Source organism: Kribbella sp. NPDC049227 (assembly GCF_043197265.1).
Lineage (GTDB): Bacteria > Actinomycetota > Actinomycetes > Propionibacteriales > Kribbellaceae > Kribbella.
Genome location: NZ_JBICST010000009.1, coordinates 190102 through 210435 on the forward strand (window position 1 = coordinate 190102; position 20334 = coordinate 210435).

Annotated in this window: 20 protein-coding genes; 13 read left to right on the forward strand and 7 right to left on the reverse strand. The window is 69.4% G+C overall.

Going from position 1 to position 20334, the window contains the following annotated elements:
- Nucleotides 1–87: 87 nt before the first annotated feature.
- The 3 genes from ACGFH6_RS37470 (at nt 88) to ACGFH6_RS37480 (ending at nt 2202) form a co-directional block, all read left to right on the forward strand.
- Nucleotides 88–975: an ABC transporter ATP-binding protein gene (locus ACGFH6_RS37470; RefSeq protein WP_393394105.1), complete on the forward strand. Its 888-nt coding sequence runs from the start codon at nt 88–90 to the stop codon at nt 973–975.
- A gap of 28 nt (nt 976–1003) precedes the next feature.
- A complete protein-coding gene (locus ACGFH6_RS37475) occupies nt 1004–1810 on the forward strand; it encodes an ABC transporter permease (RefSeq protein ID WP_393394108.1) in 807 nt (268 codons plus the stop codon).
- A 206-nt stretch (nt 1811–2016) separates the two neighbouring features.
- A complete protein-coding gene (locus tag ACGFH6_RS37480; RefSeq protein WP_393394111.1) occupies nt 2017–2202 on the forward strand; it encodes a DUF3073 domain-containing protein in 186 nt (61 codons plus the stop codon).
- Between the two features lie 176 nt (nt 2203–2378).
- Here the strand turns inward: ACGFH6_RS37480 and purM are convergent, their stop codons facing one another.
- Entirely contained in the window at nt 2379–3467 is a 1089-nt protein-coding gene (purM, locus tag ACGFH6_RS37485) for a phosphoribosylformylglycinamidine cyclo-ligase (RefSeq protein WP_393394114.1), read from the reverse strand.
- A 44-nt stretch (nt 3468–3511) separates the two neighbouring features.
- Nucleotides 3512–5074 carry an amidophosphoribosyltransferase gene (gene purF / locus ACGFH6_RS37490; protein WP_360442350.1) on the reverse strand — a complete coding sequence of 521 codons (1563 nt, stop codon included), beginning with the start codon at nt 5072–5074 and terminating at the stop codon, nt 3512–3514.
- Nucleotides 5075–5394: 320 nt separating this feature from the next.
- On the opposite strand from purF, the gene ACGFH6_RS37495 reads away from it, so the two are divergent.
- Nucleotides 5395–6378: a LuxR C-terminal-related transcriptional regulator gene (locus ACGFH6_RS37495; protein ID WP_393394118.1), complete on the forward strand. Its 984-nt coding sequence runs from the start codon at nt 5395–5397 to the stop codon at nt 6376–6378.
- 10 nt (nt 6379–6388) lie between these two features.
- On the opposite strand, the gene ACGFH6_RS37500 is transcribed toward ACGFH6_RS37495, so the two are convergent.
- The 4 genes from ACGFH6_RS37500 to ACGFH6_RS37515 are packed head-to-tail and all read right to left on the reverse strand — an operon-like array spanning nt 6389 to nt 10560.
- A complete protein-coding gene (locus tag ACGFH6_RS37500; RefSeq protein ID WP_393394121.1) occupies nt 6389–7759 on the reverse strand; it encodes an NAD(P)(+) transhydrogenase (Re/Si-specific) subunit beta in 1371 nt (456 codons plus the stop codon).
- Nucleotides 7756–8061 carry an NAD(P) transhydrogenase subunit alpha gene (locus ACGFH6_RS37505; RefSeq protein ID WP_131361547.1) on the reverse strand — a complete coding sequence of 102 codons (306 nt, stop codon included), beginning with the start codon at nt 8059–8061 and terminating at the stop codon, nt 7756–7758. Before ACGFH6_RS37505 ends, ACGFH6_RS37500 begins: the two co-directional genes overlap by 4 nt.
- The gene (locus ACGFH6_RS37510) at nt 8058–9182 is read right to left on the reverse strand and encodes an NAD(P) transhydrogenase subunit alpha (RefSeq protein WP_393394125.1); all 1125 of its coding nucleotides are present in this window, start codon (nt 9180–9182) and stop codon (nt 8058–8060) included. The genes ACGFH6_RS37505 and ACGFH6_RS37510 overlap by 4 nt, the downstream gene beginning before the upstream one ends.
- Before the next feature lie 43 nt (nt 9183–9225).
- Complete coding sequence (locus ACGFH6_RS37515; protein ID WP_393394128.1) at nt 9226–10560, reverse strand: dipeptidase; 1335 nt, start codon at nt 10558–10560, stop codon at nt 9226–9228.
- A 131-nt stretch (nt 10561–10691) separates the two neighbouring features.
- Here ACGFH6_RS37515 and ACGFH6_RS37520 point away from each other — a divergent pair, with 131 nt between their 5' ends.
- On the forward strand, nt 10692–11633 hold the full coding sequence (locus ACGFH6_RS37520; protein ID WP_393394130.1) for a hypothetical protein: 942 nt from the start codon (nt 10692–10694) through the stop codon (nt 11631–11633).
- Here the strand turns inward: ACGFH6_RS37520 and ACGFH6_RS37525 are convergent.
- Nucleotides 11630–13042, reverse strand: a complete 1413-nt coding sequence (locus ACGFH6_RS37525; protein WP_393394133.1) for a serine/threonine-protein kinase — start codon at nt 13040–13042, stop codon at nt 11630–11632. The genes ACGFH6_RS37520 and ACGFH6_RS37525 overlap by 4 nt on opposite strands.
- Nucleotides 13043–13136: 94 nt before the next feature.
- Between ACGFH6_RS37525 and ACGFH6_RS37530 the strand changes: the two genes are divergently transcribed.
- The 8 genes from ACGFH6_RS37530 (at nt 13137) to ACGFH6_RS37565 (ending at nt 20324) form a co-directional block, all read left to right on the forward strand.
- Nucleotides 13137–14255 (forward strand): hypothetical protein, encoded by a 1119-nt coding sequence (locus ACGFH6_RS37530; protein WP_393394136.1) that lies wholly within the window; start codon nt 13137–13139, stop codon nt 14253–14255.
- 31 nt (nt 14256–14286) lie between these two features.
- Nucleotides 14287–15459, forward strand: a complete 1173-nt coding sequence (locus ACGFH6_RS37535) for a hypothetical protein (RefSeq protein ID WP_393394139.1) — start codon at nt 14287–14289, stop codon at nt 15457–15459.
- 55 nt (nt 15460–15514) lie between these two features.
- Nucleotides 15515–16252, forward strand: coding sequence for a metallophosphoesterase family protein (locus ACGFH6_RS37540; protein ID WP_393394141.1), 738 nt, complete (start codon nt 15515–15517; stop codon nt 16250–16252).
- 17 nt (nt 16253–16269) lie between these two features.
- A complete protein-coding gene (locus ACGFH6_RS37545; protein WP_393394144.1) occupies nt 16270–17400 on the forward strand; it encodes a histidine kinase in 1131 nt (376 codons plus the stop codon).
- A 212-nt stretch (nt 17401–17612) separates the two neighbouring features.
- The gene (gene fdhA, locus ACGFH6_RS37550; protein ID WP_393394147.1) at nt 17613–18827 is read left to right on the forward strand and encodes a formaldehyde dehydrogenase, glutathione-independent; all 1215 of its coding nucleotides are present in this window, start codon (nt 17613–17615) and stop codon (nt 18825–18827) included.
- Nucleotides 18828–18928: 101 nt separating this feature from the next.
- On the forward strand, nt 18929–19120 hold the full coding sequence (locus ACGFH6_RS37555) for a hypothetical protein (RefSeq protein WP_360442386.1): 192 nt from the start codon (nt 18929–18931) through the stop codon (nt 19118–19120).
- Between the two features lie 72 nt (nt 19121–19192).
- Nucleotides 19193–19942 carry a LytR/AlgR family response regulator transcription factor gene (locus ACGFH6_RS37560; RefSeq protein WP_393394150.1) on the forward strand — a complete coding sequence of 250 codons (750 nt, stop codon included), beginning with the start codon at nt 19193–19195 and terminating at the stop codon, nt 19940–19942.
- A gap of 70 nt (nt 19943–20012) precedes the next feature.
- A complete protein-coding gene (locus ACGFH6_RS37565; protein ID WP_393394153.1) occupies nt 20013–20324 on the forward strand; it encodes a hypothetical protein in 312 nt (103 codons plus the stop codon).
- Nucleotides 20325–20334: the final 10 nt, after the last annotated feature.

Sequence of the window (20334 nt, forward strand, 5' to 3'; positions counted from 1 at the left end):
GGGATGTCCCCGAGAGACTTTCGTAGGGGGTTGGTCGAGCCTGTCGTCCGATGTGCCGAGGGGGTCGGTGACGGTTGACTCGACGTCATGATCACCGTCGAGAACCTGACCAAGCGGTACGGCAGCACCACTGCCGTCCAGGACGTGTCCTTCACCGTCCAGCCCGGAAGCATCACCGGCTTCCTCGGCCCGAACGGCGCCGGCAAGTCCACCACCCTCCGGATGCTGACCGGCCTCACGCCGCCCTCGTCGGGCACCGCGACCATCAACGGCAAGAAGTACGCCGACCTGCCGAACCCGGGCCGGGTCGTCGGGGTCATGCTGGACGCCGCCGCGCAGCACGCGGGCCGGAGTGGACGGGAGACGCTCCTGCTCAACGCCAGCCTGCTCGGGGTGCCGAAGACCCGCGTGGACGAGATGCTCGAGGCCGTCGGCCTCAGCCACGCCGCCAAGCGCCGGGTCGGGCAGTACTCGCTGGGCATGCGGCAGCGGCTCGGTATCGCGAGTGCGCTGCTGGGCGATCCCGCCGTACTGATCCTGGACGAGCCGGCCAACGGGATGGACCCGGAGGGCATCCGGTGGATGCGTGGACTGCTCCAGGACTTCGCGTCCCGCGGCGGCACGGTCATCCTGTCCAGCCACCTGCTGGGCGAGGTCCAGGCGACCGTCGACCGGCTGGTCGTGATCGGCGGCGGCCGGATCGTCGCCAACGGCTCGCTGGAAGAACTGCTGGCCGGCAGCGGCACGCTCGTCCGCGGCCTCGACCCGATCGGCCTGAACGAGGCCCTGACCGCGGCCGGTCTGCGGCCGGAGCCGCTGCACGACGGCGCGCTGCGCGTCGACGCCACCGCCGAGCAGGTCGGCCGGGCCGCGGCGGCCGCGGGCCAGGTCCTGCTCGAACTGCGCCAGAGCGACGGCGCCGGCCTGGAGGACCTGTTCTTCCAGCTCACCACTCCGGCCGCCGAAGCGGCCTGACCACTTCTACTTCCTGGAGCTCACAGCCATGACCACCGTGACCGACGTCGCGCCCACCACCCCGGCGAAGCACCGGGCCGAGGCGACGACCAGTCTTCCGCCCGTCCGCGGGCAGTCCTTCCTGAAACTCGTCGGCATCGAACTGCGCAAGTCCGTGAACACCCGCAGCGGCAAGTTGCTGATCGGCGCGATCGTGGCGCTGGCCCTGCTCGCGATCGGCTGGGAGCTGACCCACCTGCCGGACGGCCCGGCCGCCGCCGACCGCTTCCTCGGTGCCGCCTCGACCGGCGTGATGCTGTTGCTGCCGGTCATCGGCGTGATGGCGATGACGAGTGAGTGGACCCAGCGCACCGCGCTGACCACCTTCACGCTGTCGCCCCGGCGGGTCCGGGTGCAGATCGCCAAATTCGTCTCCGCGCTCATCATGAGCGTCGTCGTCCTGACCGTGACCAACCTGCTGGCGCTGGCCGGCACCGCGGTCGGCGGCGCGGTCGGCGGCGACGGTGCGTCGTACTCCGGACTTGGCGGGGCACTGGCCGGGTCGTACCTGACCAATGCGCTCAACGTGGTGATGGCCGCTGCCTTCGGCGCTGTGATCGCCCAGACCGCTGTCGCGATTCTGGTCTACTTCATCGCCCCGACCGCGTGGTCGCTGGCCGGGCCGGCGCTGTTCATGGACAACGCGAACTGGCTGGACGTGTTCGGCGCCTTCGGCCGGATCGCGGACCGTGACCTGCACGGCATGCTGCCCGAGACGCTGACCGCGATCGCAGTCTGGATCGTTGTCCCGACCATCGTCGGACTGTGGGCAAGCTCACGTCGCGAGGTCAAGTAAACGGGGTCCGACGCGGCGGAGTGGGCCGGTTTGAGGGGACCGGCCCACCCCGCCGACGGGGTGATCGGACCTCTTCGGTGGTTCAGCCAGGGGGCGGTGCGTGTGTCGATCCCCGGGTCCGGGTAACCTAGAAGCACGATTACTGACGACTGATCCGTGGGCGCCACGCTGCGTACCCGGTTGACTTGTGCGAGGGGGTCGACGCTATGGGGCGCGGCCGTGCAAAGGCCAAGCAGACGAAGGTCGCTCGCGACCTGAAGTACCGCACCTGGGACACCGACTTGGACCAGCTCAAGAAAGAGCTGTCCGGTGACCAGGGTGGCGACCGTTCTGCGAACGGCGACAACGACGGCGACGAATACGACGCCGACGAATACCACCCCCGTCGGTAAGCAACGACAGCTCGGCTGACCTGCTCAGTGCCCTCGGGCGCTGAGCAGGTCGACCGTGCGCCCGACGTGTTCCACCACACCAGCACCACCCGGAGCGATCGAGCCTACCCAGAAATCGGTTGCTCGAGCGGGTGGCGACTGGGCCGGCACCAGCTGAGAGCTACCTGCGCGGGTCCTTACTTGGCGTAGGTGCCTTCCAGAGCGACCGTGCCGCCGGGCGTCGCGGTGACCTCGCCGCAGACCCAGGCCGGGATGTCGCGGGACGCCAGCTCGGCGATCGCGGCGTCAGCCGACGACGGGTCGAGTACGGCGATCATGCCGGCACCCATGTTCAGCGTCTTCTCCAATTCGGGCAGCGCGACGTCGCCGAGCAGCCCGACCAGGCCGAAGATCGGCGCCGGCGCCCAGGTCGACCGGTCGATGCGGACCGAGAGGTCGTCGGGGATGACCCGCGCCAGGTTCGCCGCGAACCCACCACCGGTGATGTGCGACATCGCGTGCAGCGGCTTCGCGTCACCCTCGACGTCGCCGTTCAGCTCCGCGATCAGTTCGAGGCAGTGTTTGGCGTACACCCGAGTCGGAGTCAGCAGCACCTCGCCCAGCGTCGTACCCAGCTCCGGCACGACCCGGTCCAGCGTCCAGCGGGCGCGGTTGAAGAAGACGTGGCGGACGAGGGAGTACCCGTTCGAGTGCAGGCCGGAGGACGCCATCGCCACGACGACGTCGCCCGCGCGGACTCGCTCCGCACCGAGCACCTCGTCGGCCTCGACCACACCGGTCGACGCACCGGCCACGTCGTACTCGTCCGGCTCGAGCAGGCCCGGGTGCTCCGCGGTCTCCCCGCCGACGAGCGCCGTACCGGCCTCCACACACGCCTCGGCGATGCCCTTCACGATCTGCGCGATCGTCTCCGGGACCACCTTGCCGGTGCAGATGTAGTCGGTCATGAACAGCGGCTCGGCGCCGCAGACGACCAGGTCGTCGACGACCATCCCGACCAGGTCGAACCCGATCGTGTCGTGCTTGTCCAGCTTCTGCGCGATCGCGACCTTGGTCCCGATCCCGTCCGTCGAGGTCGCCAGCAGCGGCCGCCGGTACGACGTCAGCGCGGTCGCGTCGAACAGCCCGGCGAACCCGCCGAGCCCACCGACCACCTCCGGGCGGGTCGCCTTCGCCACCCACTCCTTCATCAGCTCGACGGCCCGGTCACCGGCCTCGATGTCGACTCCGGCAGCGGCGTAGCTCGCGCCTTCGCTCACGTTCATCTCCTCGATACTCCGGCGGTACGACGTACGCCGGTCTGATCTGCCTACGGACGGCTCAGGGCGTCGGCGGCACCGGCGCCACCGGAGACCGTGGCCAGGCCGTCGACGTCGGTGGACACCGGCAGCTCCAGAAGGTGCTTGCCGAGCTGCTCCGGATCCGGCAGCGCGACCGGGTAGACCCCGTCGAAGCATGCGCGGCAGAGCTTGTCCTTCGGCACTGTGGTCGCCGCGATCAGGCCGTCCAGGCTGATGTAGCCGAGCGAGTCGGCGCCGAGCGAGCGGCAGATCTCCTCGGTGTTCAGCCCGTTCGCGATCAGTTCGGCGCGGCTGGCGAAGTCGATGCCGTAGAAGCACGGCCACTTCACCGGCGGCGCCGTGATCCGGACGTGGATCTCCTTCGCGCCGGCCTCGCGCAGCATCCGGATCACCGCGCGCTGGGTGTTGCCGCGCACGATCGTGTCGTCGACCACGACCAGCCGCTTGCCCTCGATCACCTCGCGCAGCGGGTTCAGCTTCAGCCGGATCCCCAGTTGGCGGATCGTCTGGCTGGGCTGGATGAACGTGCGGCCGACGTACGCGTTCTTGACCAGGCCCGATCCGTACGGGATGCCGGAGGCTTCGGCGTACCCGATCGCGCCGGGCGTCCCGGACTCGGGGGTGGCGATGACCAGGTCGGCGTCAGCCGGGTGCTCGCCCGCCAGCCGGCGGCCGATCTCGACGCGGGTGGAGTAGATCCGCCGGCCGGAGATCTGGGTGTCCGGGCGGGCCAGGTAGACGAACTCGAACAGGCAGCCCTTCGGGTCCGGCTCGGCGAACCGGGTCGAGCGCAGGCCGTCGGCGTCGACCGCGACGATCTCGCCCGGCTCCACCTCGCGGATGAACGAGGCGCCGACGATGTCGAGGGCGGCGGTCTCGCTGGCGATCACCCAGCCGCGCTCCAGCCGGCCCAGCACCAGCGGGCGGATGCCCTGCGGGTCGCGAGCGGCGTACAGGGTGTTCTCGTCCATGAAGATCAGGCTGTAGGCGCCCTTGACCTTCGGCAGCACCTTGGCGGCCGCCTGCTCGATGGTCAGGTCCGGGTACCCGGCGAGCATCGAGGTGAGGATGTCGGTGTCGGAGGAGGCGCCGTGCTTCGCGTTCGCCTTGGCGTGCTCGACGTCGGCGTCCAGGCCGAGATCGAGGTCGCCGCCGCCGTTCAGGCTCTCGGCCAGCTCACCGGTGTTGGTCAGGTTCCCGTTGTGCCCGAGCGCGATCGACCCGGTCGCGGTGGACCGGAACGTCGGCTGCGCGTTGGCCCAGACACTGGACCCGGTCGTCGAGTACCGGCAGTGGCCGATCGCGATGTGTCCGCGCAGCGACGCGAGAGTCGCCTCGTCGAACGCCTGACTGACCAGACCCATGTCCTTGTAGACCAGAATCTGGCTTCCGTTGCTGACCGCGATGCCAGCCGACTCCTGCCCTCGATGCTGCAAGGCGTAGAGCCCGAAGTAGGTGAGTTTGGCAACCTCTTCCCCCGGCGCCCAGACCCCGAAGACGCCACACGCGTCCTGGGGTCCAAGGTCCTGCGGGTCAAGGTCATGGGTTAGCCGACCATCGCCACGAGCCACGGCGTCAGTCTACGGGACGTCACGGGGTGCCCTGGCCCGATCCGGTGGCCGGGCACAGGGAACCCGTCGTACGACTACTCAGTGGAAAGCTACGGTCACCAGCAGAGCACCGGGATACAGCCCGGTTCACTGCCTCCGGCCGCCGACGCGGTCAGTGGGGCGCCGCCCAGTGTCAGCACCGCGGCCACACCAACTACAATGAGCAATTTCCTGATCACACATCTGTCCCTTCGAAAATGAGCCGGAACCGGCTGAGGAGTGCTCTGTGTCGACGCGCTCTGTATATGGTCGGTTCCGACAAGACTGAGAAGGAGGAGGACGTGCTCGAGCCGCTGGGTGTTGATGAAGCCACCTTCGCGGTTTATCACGCCCTTCTCAGCCACCCAGACAGTACGCCCGAGAACATTGCCGCGCTAGTAAAAAGGCCGGTGACCGAGGTTCACGAGCTGATGGAGAAGCTCCGCAAGCTGGAGCTGCTCGTCCCGACCTGGACGAACCCCGACGGTGAGCACGCGGTGCACCCGCGGGTCGGCCTGACCGGCCTGGCCGAGCGGCGCCGGACCGAGCTGAACAAGATGCTCGGAGAGCTCAAGGAAGCCGAAGCCTCGGCCGAGGTGCTGGCCGAGCAGTACAACGAGCTCCTGACCGCCCGCAGCAGTGGGGACGTCGAGGTGCTCAACGGCCGGGCGAACGCCTCCCGGCGGATCGAAGAGCTGGGCCTGAAGGCCAAGGACACGCTGTGGGGCCTGGTGCCCGCGCACATCGACGACGTCACCCACCCGTTCGACAAGTCGCCGGATGTCCCGTTGCTCGAGCGCGGGCTACGGATGCGGACCGTCTATCTCCAGAGCATCACCTCGTCCAAGCAGGCGCTGGACTACGCCGCGGCCATGCACCAGCTCGGCGGCGAGATCCGGGCCACGCCCACGCTGCCGCTGCGGCTGCTGATCTTCGACCAGGAGATCGCGGTCATGCCGATGGACCCGGAGAACCCGACCATCGGCGCGGTCATCCACCGCAGCCCCGCCGTGGTCTCGGTCGCGCTCGCCTTGTTCGACTCCTACTGGGCCCGCGCCACCGAGCTCTTCGACGCGGACGACCGGGAGGACAACGCACCCCTGACGCCCCACGAGGCCGAAGTACTACGGCTGCTCGCGGGCGGCGCGAAGGACGAGCAGGTCGCGCGGCTGCTGGGCATCTCGTTGCGGACGGCCCGGCGAATCACCGCGACCCTGTCGGAGCGCCTCAACGCCGCCAGCCGCTTCGAGCTGGGCGTGGCGGCAGCGAAGCGCGGCTGGGTCTGACCGCTCCCGCTCAGACGGTCTTCAGTGCGGCCAGAAGCTTGGTGAGCGATTCGCGGGCGTCGCCGAACAGCAGGGTCGTTCGGGGGTCGTAGAGGAGTTCGTTCTCGATGCCGGCGAATCCGGGACGCATGGAGCGCTTGAGGAAGATCACCCGCTGCGCCTCGTCGGCGTTCAGGATCGGCATGCCGTAGATCGGGGCACTGGGCGTGTTCCGGGCGGCGGGGTTCACGACGTCGTTGGCGCCGACCACCAGGACGACGTCCGTCGACTTGAAGTCGCCGTTGATGTCGTCCATCTCGCGCAACTGGTCGTACGGCACCTGGGCCTCGGCCAGCAGCACGTTCATGTGGCCGGGCATCCGGCCGGCCACCGGGTGGATCGCGTAGTCGACCTTCACGCCGCGGCTCTGGAGCTCGTCGACCAGGTCGCGCAGCGTGTGCTGCGCCTGCGCCACGGCCAGCCCGTACCCGGGCACGATGATGACCTTGTTCGCGTACCCGAGCAGGATGGCGACGTCCTCCGCGCCACCGGAGATGACTGGCCGCTCGGACGCCGTACCGCCGCCCAGAGTCGACCCGCCGCGGACGGCGCCGAAGAGGATGTTGAAGACGGACCGGCCCATCGCGTCCGCCATCAGCTTGGTCAGCAACGTACCGGCGGCGCCGACGAGCGTGCCGGCCACCAGCAGCAGCGTGTTGCCGAGCACGTAACCGCCCGCGGCCACGGTGAGGCCGGTGAAGGCGTTCAGCAGCGAGATGACGATCGGTACGTCGGCACCGCCCACGGGCAGCACCAGCATCACACCGACCGCGAGACCGACCAGGCAGAGCAGTACGCCGACCCACACACGCGGATCGGAGACGAGCCAGCCGGCCAGCGCGATCCCGCCGATGACCGAGGCGATGAAGAGCACCGGCAGACCGGGGAACGTCACCGGCCGGGTGGTCATCAGTTCTTGCAGTTTGGCGAACGTCACGATCGAGCCGGAGAAGCTGACCGCACCGACCAGGATGGTGAACGCGGTCGCGATCGCGGCCACCGTCGCGTCGTCGCTGACCTCGCTCAGCTCCATCAACGCGACCAGCGCGGCCGCGCCACCGCCGACACCGTTGAAGAGGGCAACGAGCTGCGGCATGTGCGTCATCTGCACCCGGCGCGACCCGACCACACCGACGACCGTGCCGGCCGCCAGCGCGATCAGGATCGGCGTCAGGTGATCGGGCTTGTAGGCGACGAAGGTGATGATCACGGCGAGCACCGCACCGGCGGCGCCGAGCAGGTTGCCGGCCCGCGCGCTGCGGGGCGACGACAGCGCCTTCAGCGCGACGATGAAGCAGACCGCGGCGACCAGGTAACCGATCTGGGCCCAGGTGGGGATCACTTGCGCAGCTCCTTCTTGCGTGCCCCCGGGCCTTTGAACATCTGCAGCATCCGGTCGGTGACGACGAACCCGCCGACCATGTTGACGGTCGCGAGGACGACGGCCAGGAGCCCGACGACCACCACGATCGCGGAGTCGGCCTGCCCGGTGACGATGATGGCACCGACCAGGATGACGCCGTGGATGGCGTTCGCGCCGGACATCAACGGGGTGTGCAGGGTCGACGAGACCTTGCTGATCACCTCGACGCCGACGAACGCCGCGAGGACGAAGATCGTCAGCAGCGCGATGGACTCGGTCACAGGGACTGTCCTTTCAGGAGCTCGCGGGTCGGCTCGTGGAGCACGCTGCCGTCGTGGGTGACGCAGCAGCCGCGGACGATCTCGTCGTTGAAGTCCGGATCGAACGAGGCGTTCCGGGTCATCAGGCGGATCAGGTTCGCGATGTTCTGACCGTAGAGCCGGCTGGCCGGTCCGGCCATCTGGCTGGCGACGTTCGCGCCACCCCAGACCAGCGCGTTGCCGATGGTGAGCTCGGTGCCGGCCACCGAACCCTCGACGTTGCCGCCCTGCTCGGAGGCCAGGTCGACGACGACGGAACCCGGCTTCATCTGCTCGACCATCGCTCGCGACACCAGCACCGGCGCGGTCCGCCCGGGGACGGCGGCGGTCGTGATGAGGGCGTCCGCGGCGGCGACGAACGGGGTCAGCAGCTCACGCTGGAGCTGGGCCCGTTCCGGCGTCATCTCGCGCGCGTACCCGCCGGGGCCGTCCAGGGTGCCGAGCTCGAGCTCGATCGGCTGCGCGCCCATCGAGGCGATCTCCTCGGCGGCCGCGGTCCGGACGTCGTACGCCCTGACGACGGCGCCGAGCCGCTTGGCGGTCGCGATGGCCTGCAGGCCGGCGACGCCGGCGCCGAGGACCAGGACCTGGGCCGGCGGCACGGTGCCCGCCGCGGTCATGTTCAGCGGGAAGAATCGCGGCAGCCGCTCGGCCGCCACGATCGCGGCGCGGTACCCGGCGATCAGCGCCTGGGACGACAGTGCGTCCATCGACTGGGCGCGCGAGATCCGCGGGACGAGCTCCATCGCGAACGCGGTGAGCTTCGCCGTGGTTGCGGTGCGGACCACATCCGGTGGATTCGTGGGCAGGAACGACATCAGCGCCGTACCAGCGTGCAGCCGCTGCAGGCGTTCCCGCTCCAACGGCTGGACCGACGCCACGATGGTGGCCGCGTGGTCGGCACCCCAGGCCACCTCGGCGCCGGCATCGCGGTACTGGTCGTCGGAGTACAGGGCCCGTTCGCCGGCGGCCGGCTCGACCGCCACCTCGTAGCCGAGCTCGATGAGTTTCGCGACTTGTTCCGGCACCAGCGCAACCCGGCGCTCCGCCGGTCTGGTCTCCCGTACGACTGCGATCTTCACTCGCCGAAACCTATGCCAAACACTGGGTCGCCGGAAAGCCCGGTCACGCTTGGTTCGCCAGGTTCTGAAGGAGAAGGGCCTCGGCCAGGCAGACCTTGGTGAACTCGGCGAGGTGCAGGCCCTCGTCGATTCCGTGGGCGCGGGTGTCCGGATCCTCCACGCCGGTGACCAGGATCGAGGCCTCCGGGAAGGTCTGCTGGAACTCCGCGATGAACGGGATCGACCCGCCCATGCCCATGTCGATCGGCTCGACACCCCACGCGGTCTGGAAGGCGGACCGGGCCGCTTCGTACCCGGCGCCGCGCGCGTTCACGCTGCAGGGCTGGCCGTTCTGTCCCTCGGTGACGGTCACCTGCGCACCCCACGGCGCGTGGTTCTCGAGGTGCTCCTTCAGCGCCGCGCTCGCCTTGATCGCGTCGTCGCCCGGCGCGACCCGCAGACTCACCTTGGCCCGCGCGACCGGCACGAGTGTGTTGCTGGCCTCCGCCACGGACGGCGCGTCGATGCCCAGTACGGCGATCGACGGCCGCGTCCACAGGCGGTCGACGAGCGAACCCGATCCGGTCAGCCGGACGGAGTCCAGCACACTCGACTCGGCGCGCAGCCGCGCTTCGGGATAGTCCACATCCGCCGCCCGCGAAGCATGCAGCCCGTCCACCGCGACGTCGCCCTTGTCATCGTGCAGGGTCGCGAGCAGGCGGCACAGCGTCGACAGCGCGTCCGGGATCGGCCCGCCGAACAACCCCGAGTGGACCGCGTGATCAAGCGTCCGCACCTCGACGTACGCCTCGACCAGGCCGCGCAGCGACACGGTCAGCGCCGGCCGGCCGACGTCCCAGTTGCCCGAGTCGGCGATCACGATCGCATCGGCGGCGAGCTCCTCGGAGTACTCGTCCAGCAACTGCAGCAGGGTCGGCGAGCCGATCTCCTCCTCGCCCTCGACGAACACGGTCACGCCCACCGGCAGATCGTTGCCGAAGGCCCGTACGGCGGCCAGGTGCGCGGCGATGCCGGCCTTGTCGTCGGCCGCACCCCGGCCGTACAGCCGGTCGCCGCGCTCGGTCGGCACGAACGGGTCCGAGGTCCACTGCTCGACCGGCCCGGTCGGCTGGACGTCGTGGTGCGCGTACAGCAGCACGGTCGGCTTGCCGGCCGGCGCGGCCTTCTTCGCGATCACCGCGGGCGCGCCGTCGCCGGCCCGGACGATCTTCACCGTGAACCCCTCGGCCTCGAACAGCGCCGCGGTCGCCTCGGCGGAGCGCTGGACGTCGGCCGCGCGGGCGGGTTCGTAGCTGACCGACGGGATCCGGACGAGGTCCTCGAGGTCGGCACGGACACTGGGCAGAACGCGGTCGATCGCCGCGGACAGATCGGTCATGCGCCTACCGTACGGCGTCCGTTCGCCGGCCTGCCGCCCGGAATGCTGTGCTCGTAACTGGTCATGTTAGTCATTGCCGTCATACCCTAAGGCTCTCGTAGGTTTCCGCCCGACCGAAGAGGACTTCACTCATGGCCCGTCGCCCCCTCGCCCTCCTGACCGCCGTCGTCACGTCCGCGGCCGCACTCACCGCCGCACTGCCCGCCAGTGCCGCGATCACCTGCGACACCGCCACCACCGGCGGCGCGACGTTCTACGACGGCCCGTCCGCGTCGAAGAAGTACGACGCCCGGTTCAGCAACAGCGCGAGCATCCCCAACCTGAGCACCTACACCCCACAGGGCGCGGGCACTTGGTACAACTGGGACGGCTCCGGCAAGAACCTCTTGCTGGTCGGCTCGTACCGCGCCGGCGCCGACTCGCAGATCTACGGCATCGACCCGGCCACCGGATCGACCGTCGGCGTGGTCGCGATCGCCGAGTCGCACGTCGGCGGCATCACCGTCAGCAAGGGCTGGGCCTTCGTGTCCGGCGCCGGCAGCAGCATCCGCAAGTACAGCCTCACCTCGCTGCGCGACGCCATGAAGGCAGCGGGTACGCCGTACCTCGCGCAGGTGGGGACCGCGCGGGACGTGGCCGGCGCGTCGTTCATCGGCAGCTACGGGGACTCGCTGTTCTCCGGGACGTTCAACGACACCGGCCGCGGGACCATGTACGAGTACAAGATCGCGGACGACGGAACGCTGACCACACTGGCCGGCGCGTGGGAGGTGCCGACCAAGACGCAGGGCCTGACGGTCACCGCCAACCACTTCATCTACAGCACGTCGTACGGGCGCGGGAACCGCAGCAACCTGTACGTCGTGAAGCGCGGCCAGAAGGATCTGGACGCGGCCGCACTCAGTTGCTTCCGGGCGCCGAGCATGACCGAGGGCATCACCGAGTACAACGGAACGGCGTACCTGGTCTACGAGTCCGGCTCACACCTCTACGCCTCGGACCCGGCCACCCTCAACGTCATTCCCCGGCTGCACAAGGCCTCGATCTCGTCCCTGACGTCCCTGGTCCCCTAAGGCTTGTACTCCGCGGAGTCCAGCACTGCCTGACGCTTCTTCGGGTTGTCCTCACGGACCTGGACGCGGAGCAGAGTCGAGGCGCCCACCTTCCGGTACTGCTCCACAACGGTCGGCACGTTGTTGCAGCTGTACCGGAAGGTCGCGGTCGTGTCCGAGGTTTCCGGAGTCAGCGACGTACAGCCCTCGGGCGCCGTCGCGCTCGTGGGCAGCGTCGACGAGGCCACCAGACCGAGGTAGACACCCTCGACGCTCGTATCCGTCTGCCATCCGGCGGTCTCGGTGGCCACCAGCAACTGAGTGTCTGCCTGTGCCTTCTGGGACCACTCGCGCGGGACCTCCACCGACAGTCCGTTGGCTTCCACCTTCACCGGGCGACTCAAGACGTACCGATAGCCGCCGTACCCGCCGCCGACTGCCAGTACGACGGCCAGCACAGTGGCGATCACCCGGGACCGGCCGGACCGCTTCGGGGGAACCGCGACGGTCGGCTCGTTGGCACTGACCAGAGCGGTCTCCTGGTCGACCCCACCGGCCGTCTTGGGCACAGGCGTCGGCATCTCGGCCGCAGGCACCAGGCCGACTGGGACCTTGCCGGTGGTGTGGGCCTCCCGCAACGCGTTGAGGAAGCTGTCCAGGTCCGGCCACCGCTTGTCCCGGTCCGGCTCGAGTGCACGACGTACGACGACGTCGATCGCGTCCGAGACGTCCGCGCGCAGCGTCGTCATCGACGGCGGCGGTGACTCGATCCGCATGACCGCGCCAAGGCTGGCCACACCATGCGGTGCCTGGCCGGTGAAGGCGGCGTACGCGACCGCTCCGAGCGAGTAGAGGTCCGCCCGGTGGTCCAGCCGCTCACCGCGCACCTGCTCCGGAGCGACGTACGCCGGAGTGCCGCCGGGCATGGTCAGCTGGGACACGTCCTGAACCGCTTTACCCAGACCGAGGTCGCCGAGCATCGCGCGGTCACCACCCGGCTCGGTGCGGAACAGCACGTTGGCCGGCTTCACGTCGCGATGCAGGACGCCGCGCGTGTGCAGGTGCTTGAGGCCCTTGCCGACCTCGGTGATGACGCGGACCGCTTCGCCGAGCTCGAGCGAGCCGGCCTTGATCCGGTCCGCGAGCGTCCCGCCGTCGGCGTAGGTGAGCACCATGTACGGGCGTCCGTCCTCGGCCTCACCGATGTCGTGCACCCCGACGACGTACAGCGAGTCGACCTTGCGCAGAAAGCGTCCCTCGGCCAGGAACCGCCGGCGGACGTCCTCGTCGTCGACCCACAGGTCGGACAGGATCTTGACCGCCACCTCGGCGTCGAGTTGCTCGTCCCGGGCCAGCCAAACCGTCGCGAAACCACCGGCACCGACCCGGCGGACCAGGGCGTACCGGCCGATCCGCGCTGGCTGGTCCATGCACGCATTATGCTCGATCGCTCGTGCGACTGGTTCGCCGGAGCGAACCAAAGCATGTTCCGATGCGTCACAAACGGGGATGGATACGGGACGGGTGCCGAGCTGGAATCGGTCGCTGGTGGCGGTGCCGGCCGCGATCGCGGTGGTCGCTGTCGTGGGCGGCGGGCTGCTGGCCACGCTGCGCGGACCACAGGACCAGACCGGCGCTGCTGCCGCTCCCCTGTCCGCATCCGCCGCTGCGAAGACCTCCCCCGTCGCAGCGAAGAGCGCCACCAACGGGATCATCGACGCGACGAACCTCCCGACCGGCAGGAGTCCGCAGCTGACGTACGTCCGCGGCCGCACGGTCCTGGGTGGAGTCGGCAGTCCGGTCCGCGTGCCCGGTACGAAGGAGATCATCGCCGTGGCGCGGCTGTGGGACACCACCATGACCGTGCAGGTCGCTACCGCCACCAGCAGCTTCCTGATGGTGCAGGACCACACCGGCAAGGTCGTGAACGAGATCCGGAGCGTCGACTCCCTGGTGACCAGTGCCGACGGCAAGTATGTCGCCTTCGCCTCGGGTGGCCGGTTCTCCGACTACCGGTCCGGCGGCACGCTGTACTTCCAGGAGCACACCACCGGGCCGGCCGACGTACTGCGGCAACCGAAGCTCACCGATGTCGCGGTCCTGGCAGTGGTCGGTCATGCCGTGTACTTCCACGGCGGCACGAAGCCGGGTGACTCCTGGGACCTGTACCGCTGGGACACCGAGAAGATGACGGTCCGCAAGCTGCCCAAGGTCACGTCACCCGTCTCGATGACGGCCGACGGCAGTCTGGCGGCTGGAATGACCGTCTTCACCGACAGCGGCCAGTGCACGGCCGTCATGGACGTGGCCAGCCAACTGCAACGCTGGCGGACCTGCGAGTACCGGCTCGACCGGTTCAGCCCGGGCGGCGCGTACGTCGTCGGCCTGCCGCCCGGCACTGGTGAGCCGTACGGCGAGAAGCGCACCGCGGTCCTGGATGGGAAGACCGGCAAGCTGCTCCGGCAATGGACCGCGCCGTCCCTGCGCGCGGCGGTCGCGGAGGACGACGACCACGTCCTCCTGCAGTGGCACGACCAGCAGGAACCACAGTCCCGCTCCGCTGTGGTGCGCTGCACGATCAGCACCGGCCAGTGCGAGCTGGCCACACCCCTGTCCCCGGAACCCCTGTTGCTCGGATCATGAGAGCAGGGTCCATCGTGTTAGGAGCGCCGTGATGCGGAACAAGAACGGCCGCCTCGTGGCCCTGGTCGCGTCGATCGCGGTCGCCGCGGTCGCCATCGGCGCAGCCATCGCCTACCGCCAGGGCCCTCAGGTCGCGGAAGCCGACGCAGCCCCACTCAGCGGCTCCCCGTCTCCCACGGCCGAGCCGATCGCGACGCCCACCCCCACGCCGTCGGTGACTCCATCGGCCACGACTCCCAAACCTCCGCCGTCCACGACGGCGACCAAGAGCGGTCCGGTCAAGTCGAAGGTCAACCTGGCCAAGCTGCCGAAGGGACGCAGCCCGCAGGTCACCTACCTGTCCGGCCGCACCGTCGAGGGTGGCCCCGGCCAGGAGGTGAAGATCCCGGGTTCGGGTGACATCGGGGACGTCGCCCGCCTGAACCAGTCCGTGCTGGCCGTCGTCAGCAAGGGCACCGACACGGAGATGCTGACGATCGACAGCAGCGGGAAGGTCCTGCGGACCACCCCTGACGTCACCGGGATCGTGACCACCGAGGACGGCCTGGCCGCCGCGTACGTCGCCACTCGCCGGTCCGAGCAGAGCGCGGCACTTCCGGGTGCCGTGGTCTACGCGGAGCAGGAATCGGTCAGGAAGATCACGGTGCCGGACGTCTGGGACGCGTTCCCGCTCGGCTACGTCAACGGCAAGGTCTACTTCCGGGCCGAGACCGCCGAGGGCGCCCTCGCCTGGAACCTGTACGAATGGGTCCCGGGTGCGTCCAAGGCCACTGTGGTCAAGTCGATCCCGAAGCCGACCGCGCTGTCCGCCGACGGCTCGACGGCCGCCTCACTGATCAACCTCACCGACTACAGCAGCTGCACCAACGTCGTCACCGTGGAGGGCGGCAAACGCCTCTGGCGCACCTGCGAGTACCAGGTCGTGGGCTTCACCCGCGACGGCCGCACCGCGATCGGAGCACCCTTCTACCGGGACGGGTACGCCGATGGCATCGCATCAGCCCTGGATGCGAAGACCGGCGCGTTGCTGCACGAGTGGACCGGCACGTTCCGGCAGTCGATCGCCGAGGACGACCAGCACCTGCTCCTGCTCGCCGACGACGGCCCGGACAGCGCGGCCTCGATCATCCGTTGCTCGACCGTCACCGGCGCGTGTGAGCAGGCAACTCCGCCGGCCAAGGGCAATCTGCGGATCGGCAGCTGATCTGCCGAGAGCAGATCACCCTGTGTCGCAAGGGTTTCGGGGGCAGACTGACCGCATGGAACGCATTGCGGTGCTGGCTGATGTGCACGGAGTGTTGCCCGCTCTGGAGGCGGTGCTGGCGGAGGACGACGTACGGTCGGCCGATGCGATCGTGCTGGCCGGGGACATCGCCAGTGGGCCGCAGCCGGTCGAGACTCTGGATCTGCTGACGTCACTGGGCGACCGCGTGGTGTGGGTGCGGGGGAACGCCGACCGGGAGCTGGTGGAGATGGCCCGGGCCGCGTTCACGGGCGAACCGCCGGATGCGGTGAGCCCGTGGGCAGCAGAGCAGTTGCGGCCGGACCAGGTGGAGTTGCTGGCGCCCTTGCCGACCAGTGTGACCATCGGGGACGCGCTGTTCTGCCACGCGACGCCACGGGGCGACGAGGAGATGGTGCTGGTCGACAGCCCGATCTCCCGCTGGGCCGAGGTCTTCACCGGGCTGTCTGAGGACGTCCGGACGGTGGTGTGCGGCCACACCCACATGCCGTTCGCCAGGCAGGTGGACCGGCGGCTCGTGGTCAACGCCGGCAGCGTCGGCATGCCGTACGGCGCTCCTGGCCCGAGCTGGGCGTTCCTGACTGCGGACGGCGTACAGCTCCGCCGCGCACCCCTCGACGCCGTCAAGGCCGCGGAGCGCATCACCACGGAGTCGACGTACCCGGGCCGGCAGGAGTGGGTGGAGGAGTACCTGCTGACCAACTACTCCGACACCGAGGCCCTGGACGCGTTCAGACCCCGCGCGGAGGGTTGACCGGCTACCGTCGACACGTGTTCGCACGGCGGCGGAAGCATTTCGGGACTCCGGCTGACAAGGCGACGTATGCGACCCTGCATACCGCCTCGCTGGCCTCTCCCCACCTGCGCGAGGGTCTGACGCCCGCAGCGGCCGGCAAGGCGAGCCGCCACCTCAGAGACCTCCTCGGTACGGCGGCAATCGCGATCTGCGACTCGTCCGGCGTACTGGCGTGGGACGGAGTCGGCGGACCGTACGAGAGCAACCACCGCGGCGATGCGAAGGCCCTCGCGGCGCCCACGCTCCGCTCCGGACGTACGGCGGTGCTCGGAGCGCATGACGTGGCCTGCAGCGACCCGCAGTGCCCGATCCGTACGGCGGTGGTCGCGCCGATCGTCACCGAGGAGCGAGTGGTCGCCGTACTGGTCGCGTACAGCATCCGCTCGTCGGCAGCGCTGGTCCGGGCCACCGAGGAGGTCGCCCGCTGGGTGTCCGGCCAGGTGGAGCTGGCCGAGCTCAACAAGGAACGCACCCGCGCGATCGAGGCGGAGCTGCGTGCGCTGCGGGCGCAGATCAGCCCACACTTCATCTACAACGCGCTGGCCGCGATCGCGTCGTTCGTCCGGACCGACCCGGGCCGCGCGCGGGAGCTGCTGCTGGAGTTCGCGGACTTCTCCCGGTACGCACTCCGGCGCGGCGGCGAGTTCACCACGCTGGCCGACGAACTGCGCAACGTCGAGCGCTATCTGGTGCTCGAGCAGGCGCGGTTCGGCGACCGGCTCAAGGTGTCGCTGCAGATCGCGCCCGAGGTACTGCCGGTGGTCATCCCGTTCCTGGTTGTGCAGCCGCTGGTGGAGAACGCCGTACGCCATGGCTTGGAGGGCACTACCGGTGTCGGGCACATCACGATCCGGGCCCGGGACCGGATCAACGAGGCCGAGATCAGCGTCGAGGACGACGGCTCCGGCAGCGATCCGGAAGTGATCCGGGCCGCGCTGTCCGGCGAGTCCGGCAGCGACTCGGTCGGCCTCGGCAACGTCGACGCCCGGCTCCGGCAGGTGTACGGCGACACGTACGGCCTGGTCGTCGAAACCGCGGTCGACGCCGGCACCAAGGTCACCTTCCGGGTGCCCAAATACTCCTCGGGAGTACACGCCACGCCGTAGTCCTCTGCGCCGTTGACCGTAGTAGTGGCGCGGACTAGCGTCGATGGCAATCCCCTTACGGCGCTGGGAATGCGCGTCCGCGCGAGCGTCGAGACGAGTGGATTCACCTGGACGGGGCGGGTGACGGCCGGATCGCTTTCTGTACGAGGCGATCGCGGCCCACGAAGAGTGCCGATGGGCTGGTCGAGCCCGGATGGAGAGGAGCACTACTCGTGCCAGGTAACAGGGCAGTGATTTACAAGGGGCCGGGCGACGTGGCGGTCGAGACGATCGACTACCCGAGTCTGGAACTCAAGGACGGTCCAGGAGTCAATCCTGCGAACGTGGGGCGGCAGATTCCGCACGGGGCGATCCTCAAGGTGGTGGCCAGCAACATCTGCGGCAGCGACCAGCACATGGTTCGCGGCCGGACCACGGCACCGCCGGGACTCGCTCTGGGCCATGAGATCACCGGTGAGGTGGCCGAGGTCGGCCGCGACGTCGAGTTCATCAAGGTCGGCGATCTGGTGTCCGTCCCGTTCAACATCGCCTGCGGGCGGTGCGTCAACTGCAAGGAGGGCAAGACCGGCGTCTGCCTGAACGTGAACCCCGACCGGCCCGGGTCGGCCTACGGGTACGTCGACATGGGCGGCTGGGTCGGCGGCCAGGCGGAGTACGCGCTGGTGCCGTACGCCGACTGGAACCTGCTGAAGTTCCCCGACAAGGATCGGGCACTGGAGAAGATCCGCGACCTGGCGATGCTGTCGGACATCTTCCCGACCGGGTACCACGGTGCCGTCACGGCGGGTGTCGGGACCGGTTCGACCGTGTACGTCGCGGGCGCGGGGCCGGTCGGCCTGGCCGCGGCCACCTCTGCGTTCCTGCTCGGTGCGGCGGTGGTCATCGTCGCCGACCTGCAGAAGGAACGGCTGGAGCAGGCACGCAGTTTCGGCTGCGAGACGATCGATGTGTCGGAGGGTGATCCGAAGGACCAGATCGACCGGATCCTCGGAGTACCGGAGGTCGACTGCGCGATCGACGCCGTCGGGTTCGAGGCCCACGGCCACGGGACCGACGCCCGGTCCGAGCGCCCGGCCACGGTGCTGAACACGGTCATGGACGTCACTCGTGCCGGTGGTGCAGTCGGTATCCCCGGCCTCTACGTCACCGGTGATCCCGGTGCGAGCGACGAGGCCGCGAAGACCGGCTCGCTGTCGATCCGCCTGGGTCTGGGCTGGGCGAAGTCGTTGGCGTTCACGACCGGCCAGTGTCCGGTCATGCGGTACAACCGCCAGCTCATGCAGGCGATCCTGCACGACCGTACGCAGATCGCGAAGAACGTGAACGCCACGGTCATTCCGCTGGACCAGGCACCGCAGGGGTACGCCGATTTCGACAAGGGCGCGGCACGGAAGTACGTGCTCGACCCACACGGGCTGATCAAGTAGAGGCGCGATGGACGGGAGCCGGGCGCAGGGTCCGGCTCCCGTCGTCCGCACCGGCCGAGTCATACTGCGAAGGAAGGCCAGGTTCGACGAGAGCGACTTTCATGAGCAGTGACGAGCGACTGGACCTCGAGTTCGCCTACACGGCGTACCAGGATTCGTGCCGCGACCTGTATTCGCCGCACTACTACTGCCGGCGGCCGAGCGGTCACGACGGCGTCCACGCCGCCGGCTTCGGCTCGAGCCGCCTCCGCTGGGAACACCAGCCCGACCACGCCCCGCACATGCTGTCCTGAGCGCCCGCCTGCCGGTCGCGGGGGCCTCGCCGGCAGCTCCAATTCCGGATCCCCTGGCATTACTGTGATGCCATGGCCGAGACTCCCCTGCGCGTGCTGGTCGCGGACGACGAGGAGCCCGCGCTGGCCGAGCTCGTGTATCTGCTCCAGCGGGACGACCGGATCGGGGAGATCCGGACCGCGTCGAACGGGCCGGACGCGCTGAAGATCCTGCAGGCGGCCGACCTGGACGTGGTGTTCTGCGACATCAAGATGCCCGGGCTCGACGGCATCGACCTGGCCAGCGTCATCTCCAAGTTCCGCCCGCCACGCCCACAGATCGTCTTCGTCACGGCGTACGACGAACACGCGGTGGAGGCCTTCGAGCTCGAGGCCACCGACTACGTGATGAAACCGGTCCGGGCCGAGCGCCTGGCCGAGGCGGTCCGCCGGGTCGTCACCGCGGGTGCGCCGGCGGCGCTGCAGACGCCGGACGAAACCGACGACGAGGTCATCCCGGTCGAGCTCGCCGGGGTGACCCGGTTCGTCCAGCGCTCCACGGTGCGGTACGTCGAGGCGCAGGGCGACTACGCCCGGCTGCACACCGGCCAGAACTCGCACCTGGTCCGGATCCCACTGAGCACGCTGGAGGAACGCTGGGGCGACGCCGGGTTCACCCGCATCCACCGCAGCACGCTGGTTGCCCTCGCACATGTGGACGAGATGCGCGTCGACGGCGGCCGGTGCGCGGTCCGGGTCGGCGACGACTGGCTCCCGGTCAGCCGCCGCCACACCCGCGAGCTCCGCGACCTCCTGGTCCGCTCGACCTCCCTGCGCGGCTGACATGAGTACGCCGGACAGTCCGAGACGGGTTCGCGTCACCAGCCCGCGCAGAACCGCCACCCGGCGACCCGTGATCCCCACCGGGACCCGTGAGATCGACGAGCAGACCCGGCTCGGCGAGATCTACATGCACTCGCTGATCCAGGCCCAGCTCCGCCTCACCCTCGCGGTGATCGCCGGCGCCGCCGTCATCCTCGGTGGCATCCCACTACTGTTCGCTCTCGTCCCCGCGACCCGCACACTGTCCGTCCTCGGACTGCCGCTGCCCTGGGTCATCCTCGGCATCGTGGTCTACCCGGTCGTGTACATCGCCGCCCGCGTGTACGTCCGCAACGCCGAACGGATCGAGGCCGAGTTCACCGAGTTCGTCGGACGGCAGTAGATGTCACCGG

What these genes read in the sequence shown, in the direction of transcription:
- ACGFH6_RS37470 (WP_393394105.1), top strand. Translation starts at nt 88, where the DNA reads ATGATCACCGTCGAGAACCTGACCAAGCGGTACGGCAGCACCACTGCC.
- ACGFH6_RS37475 (WP_393394108.1), top strand. Translation starts at nt 1,004, where the DNA reads ATGACCACCGTGACCGACGTCGCGCCCACCACCCCGGCGAAGCACCGG.
- ACGFH6_RS37480 (WP_393394111.1), top strand. Translation starts at nt 2,017, where the DNA reads ATGGGGCGCGGCCGTGCAAAGGCCAAGCAGACGAAGGTCGCTCGCGAC.
- purM (WP_393394114.1), bottom strand. Translation starts at nt 3,467, where the DNA reads ATGAACGTGAGCGAAGGCGCGAGCTACGCCGCTGCCGGAGTCGACATC.
- ACGFH6_RS37515 (WP_393394128.1), bottom strand. Translation starts at nt 10,560, where the DNA reads ATGACCGATCTGTCCGCGGCGATCGACCGCGTTCTGCCCAGTGTCCGT.
- ACGFH6_RS37520 (WP_393394130.1), top strand. Translation starts at nt 10,692, where the DNA reads ATGGCCCGTCGCCCCCTCGCCCTCCTGACCGCCGTCGTCACGTCCGCG.
- ACGFH6_RS37525 (WP_393394133.1), bottom strand. Translation starts at nt 13,042, where the DNA reads ATGGACCAGCCAGCGCGGATCGGCCGGTACGCCCTGGTCCGCCGGGTC.
- ACGFH6_RS37535 (WP_393394139.1), top strand. Translation starts at nt 14,287, where the DNA reads ATGCGGAACAAGAACGGCCGCCTCGTGGCCCTGGTCGCGTCGATCGCG.
- ACGFH6_RS37540 (WP_393394141.1), top strand. Translation starts at nt 15,515, where the DNA reads ATGGAACGCATTGCGGTGCTGGCTGATGTGCACGGAGTGTTGCCCGCT.
- ACGFH6_RS37555 (WP_360442386.1), top strand. Translation starts at nt 18,929, where the DNA reads ATGAGCAGTGACGAGCGACTGGACCTCGAGTTCGCCTACACGGCGTAC.
- ACGFH6_RS37560 (WP_393394150.1), top strand. Translation starts at nt 19,193, where the DNA reads ATGGCCGAGACTCCCCTGCGCGTGCTGGTCGCGGACGACGAGGAGCCC.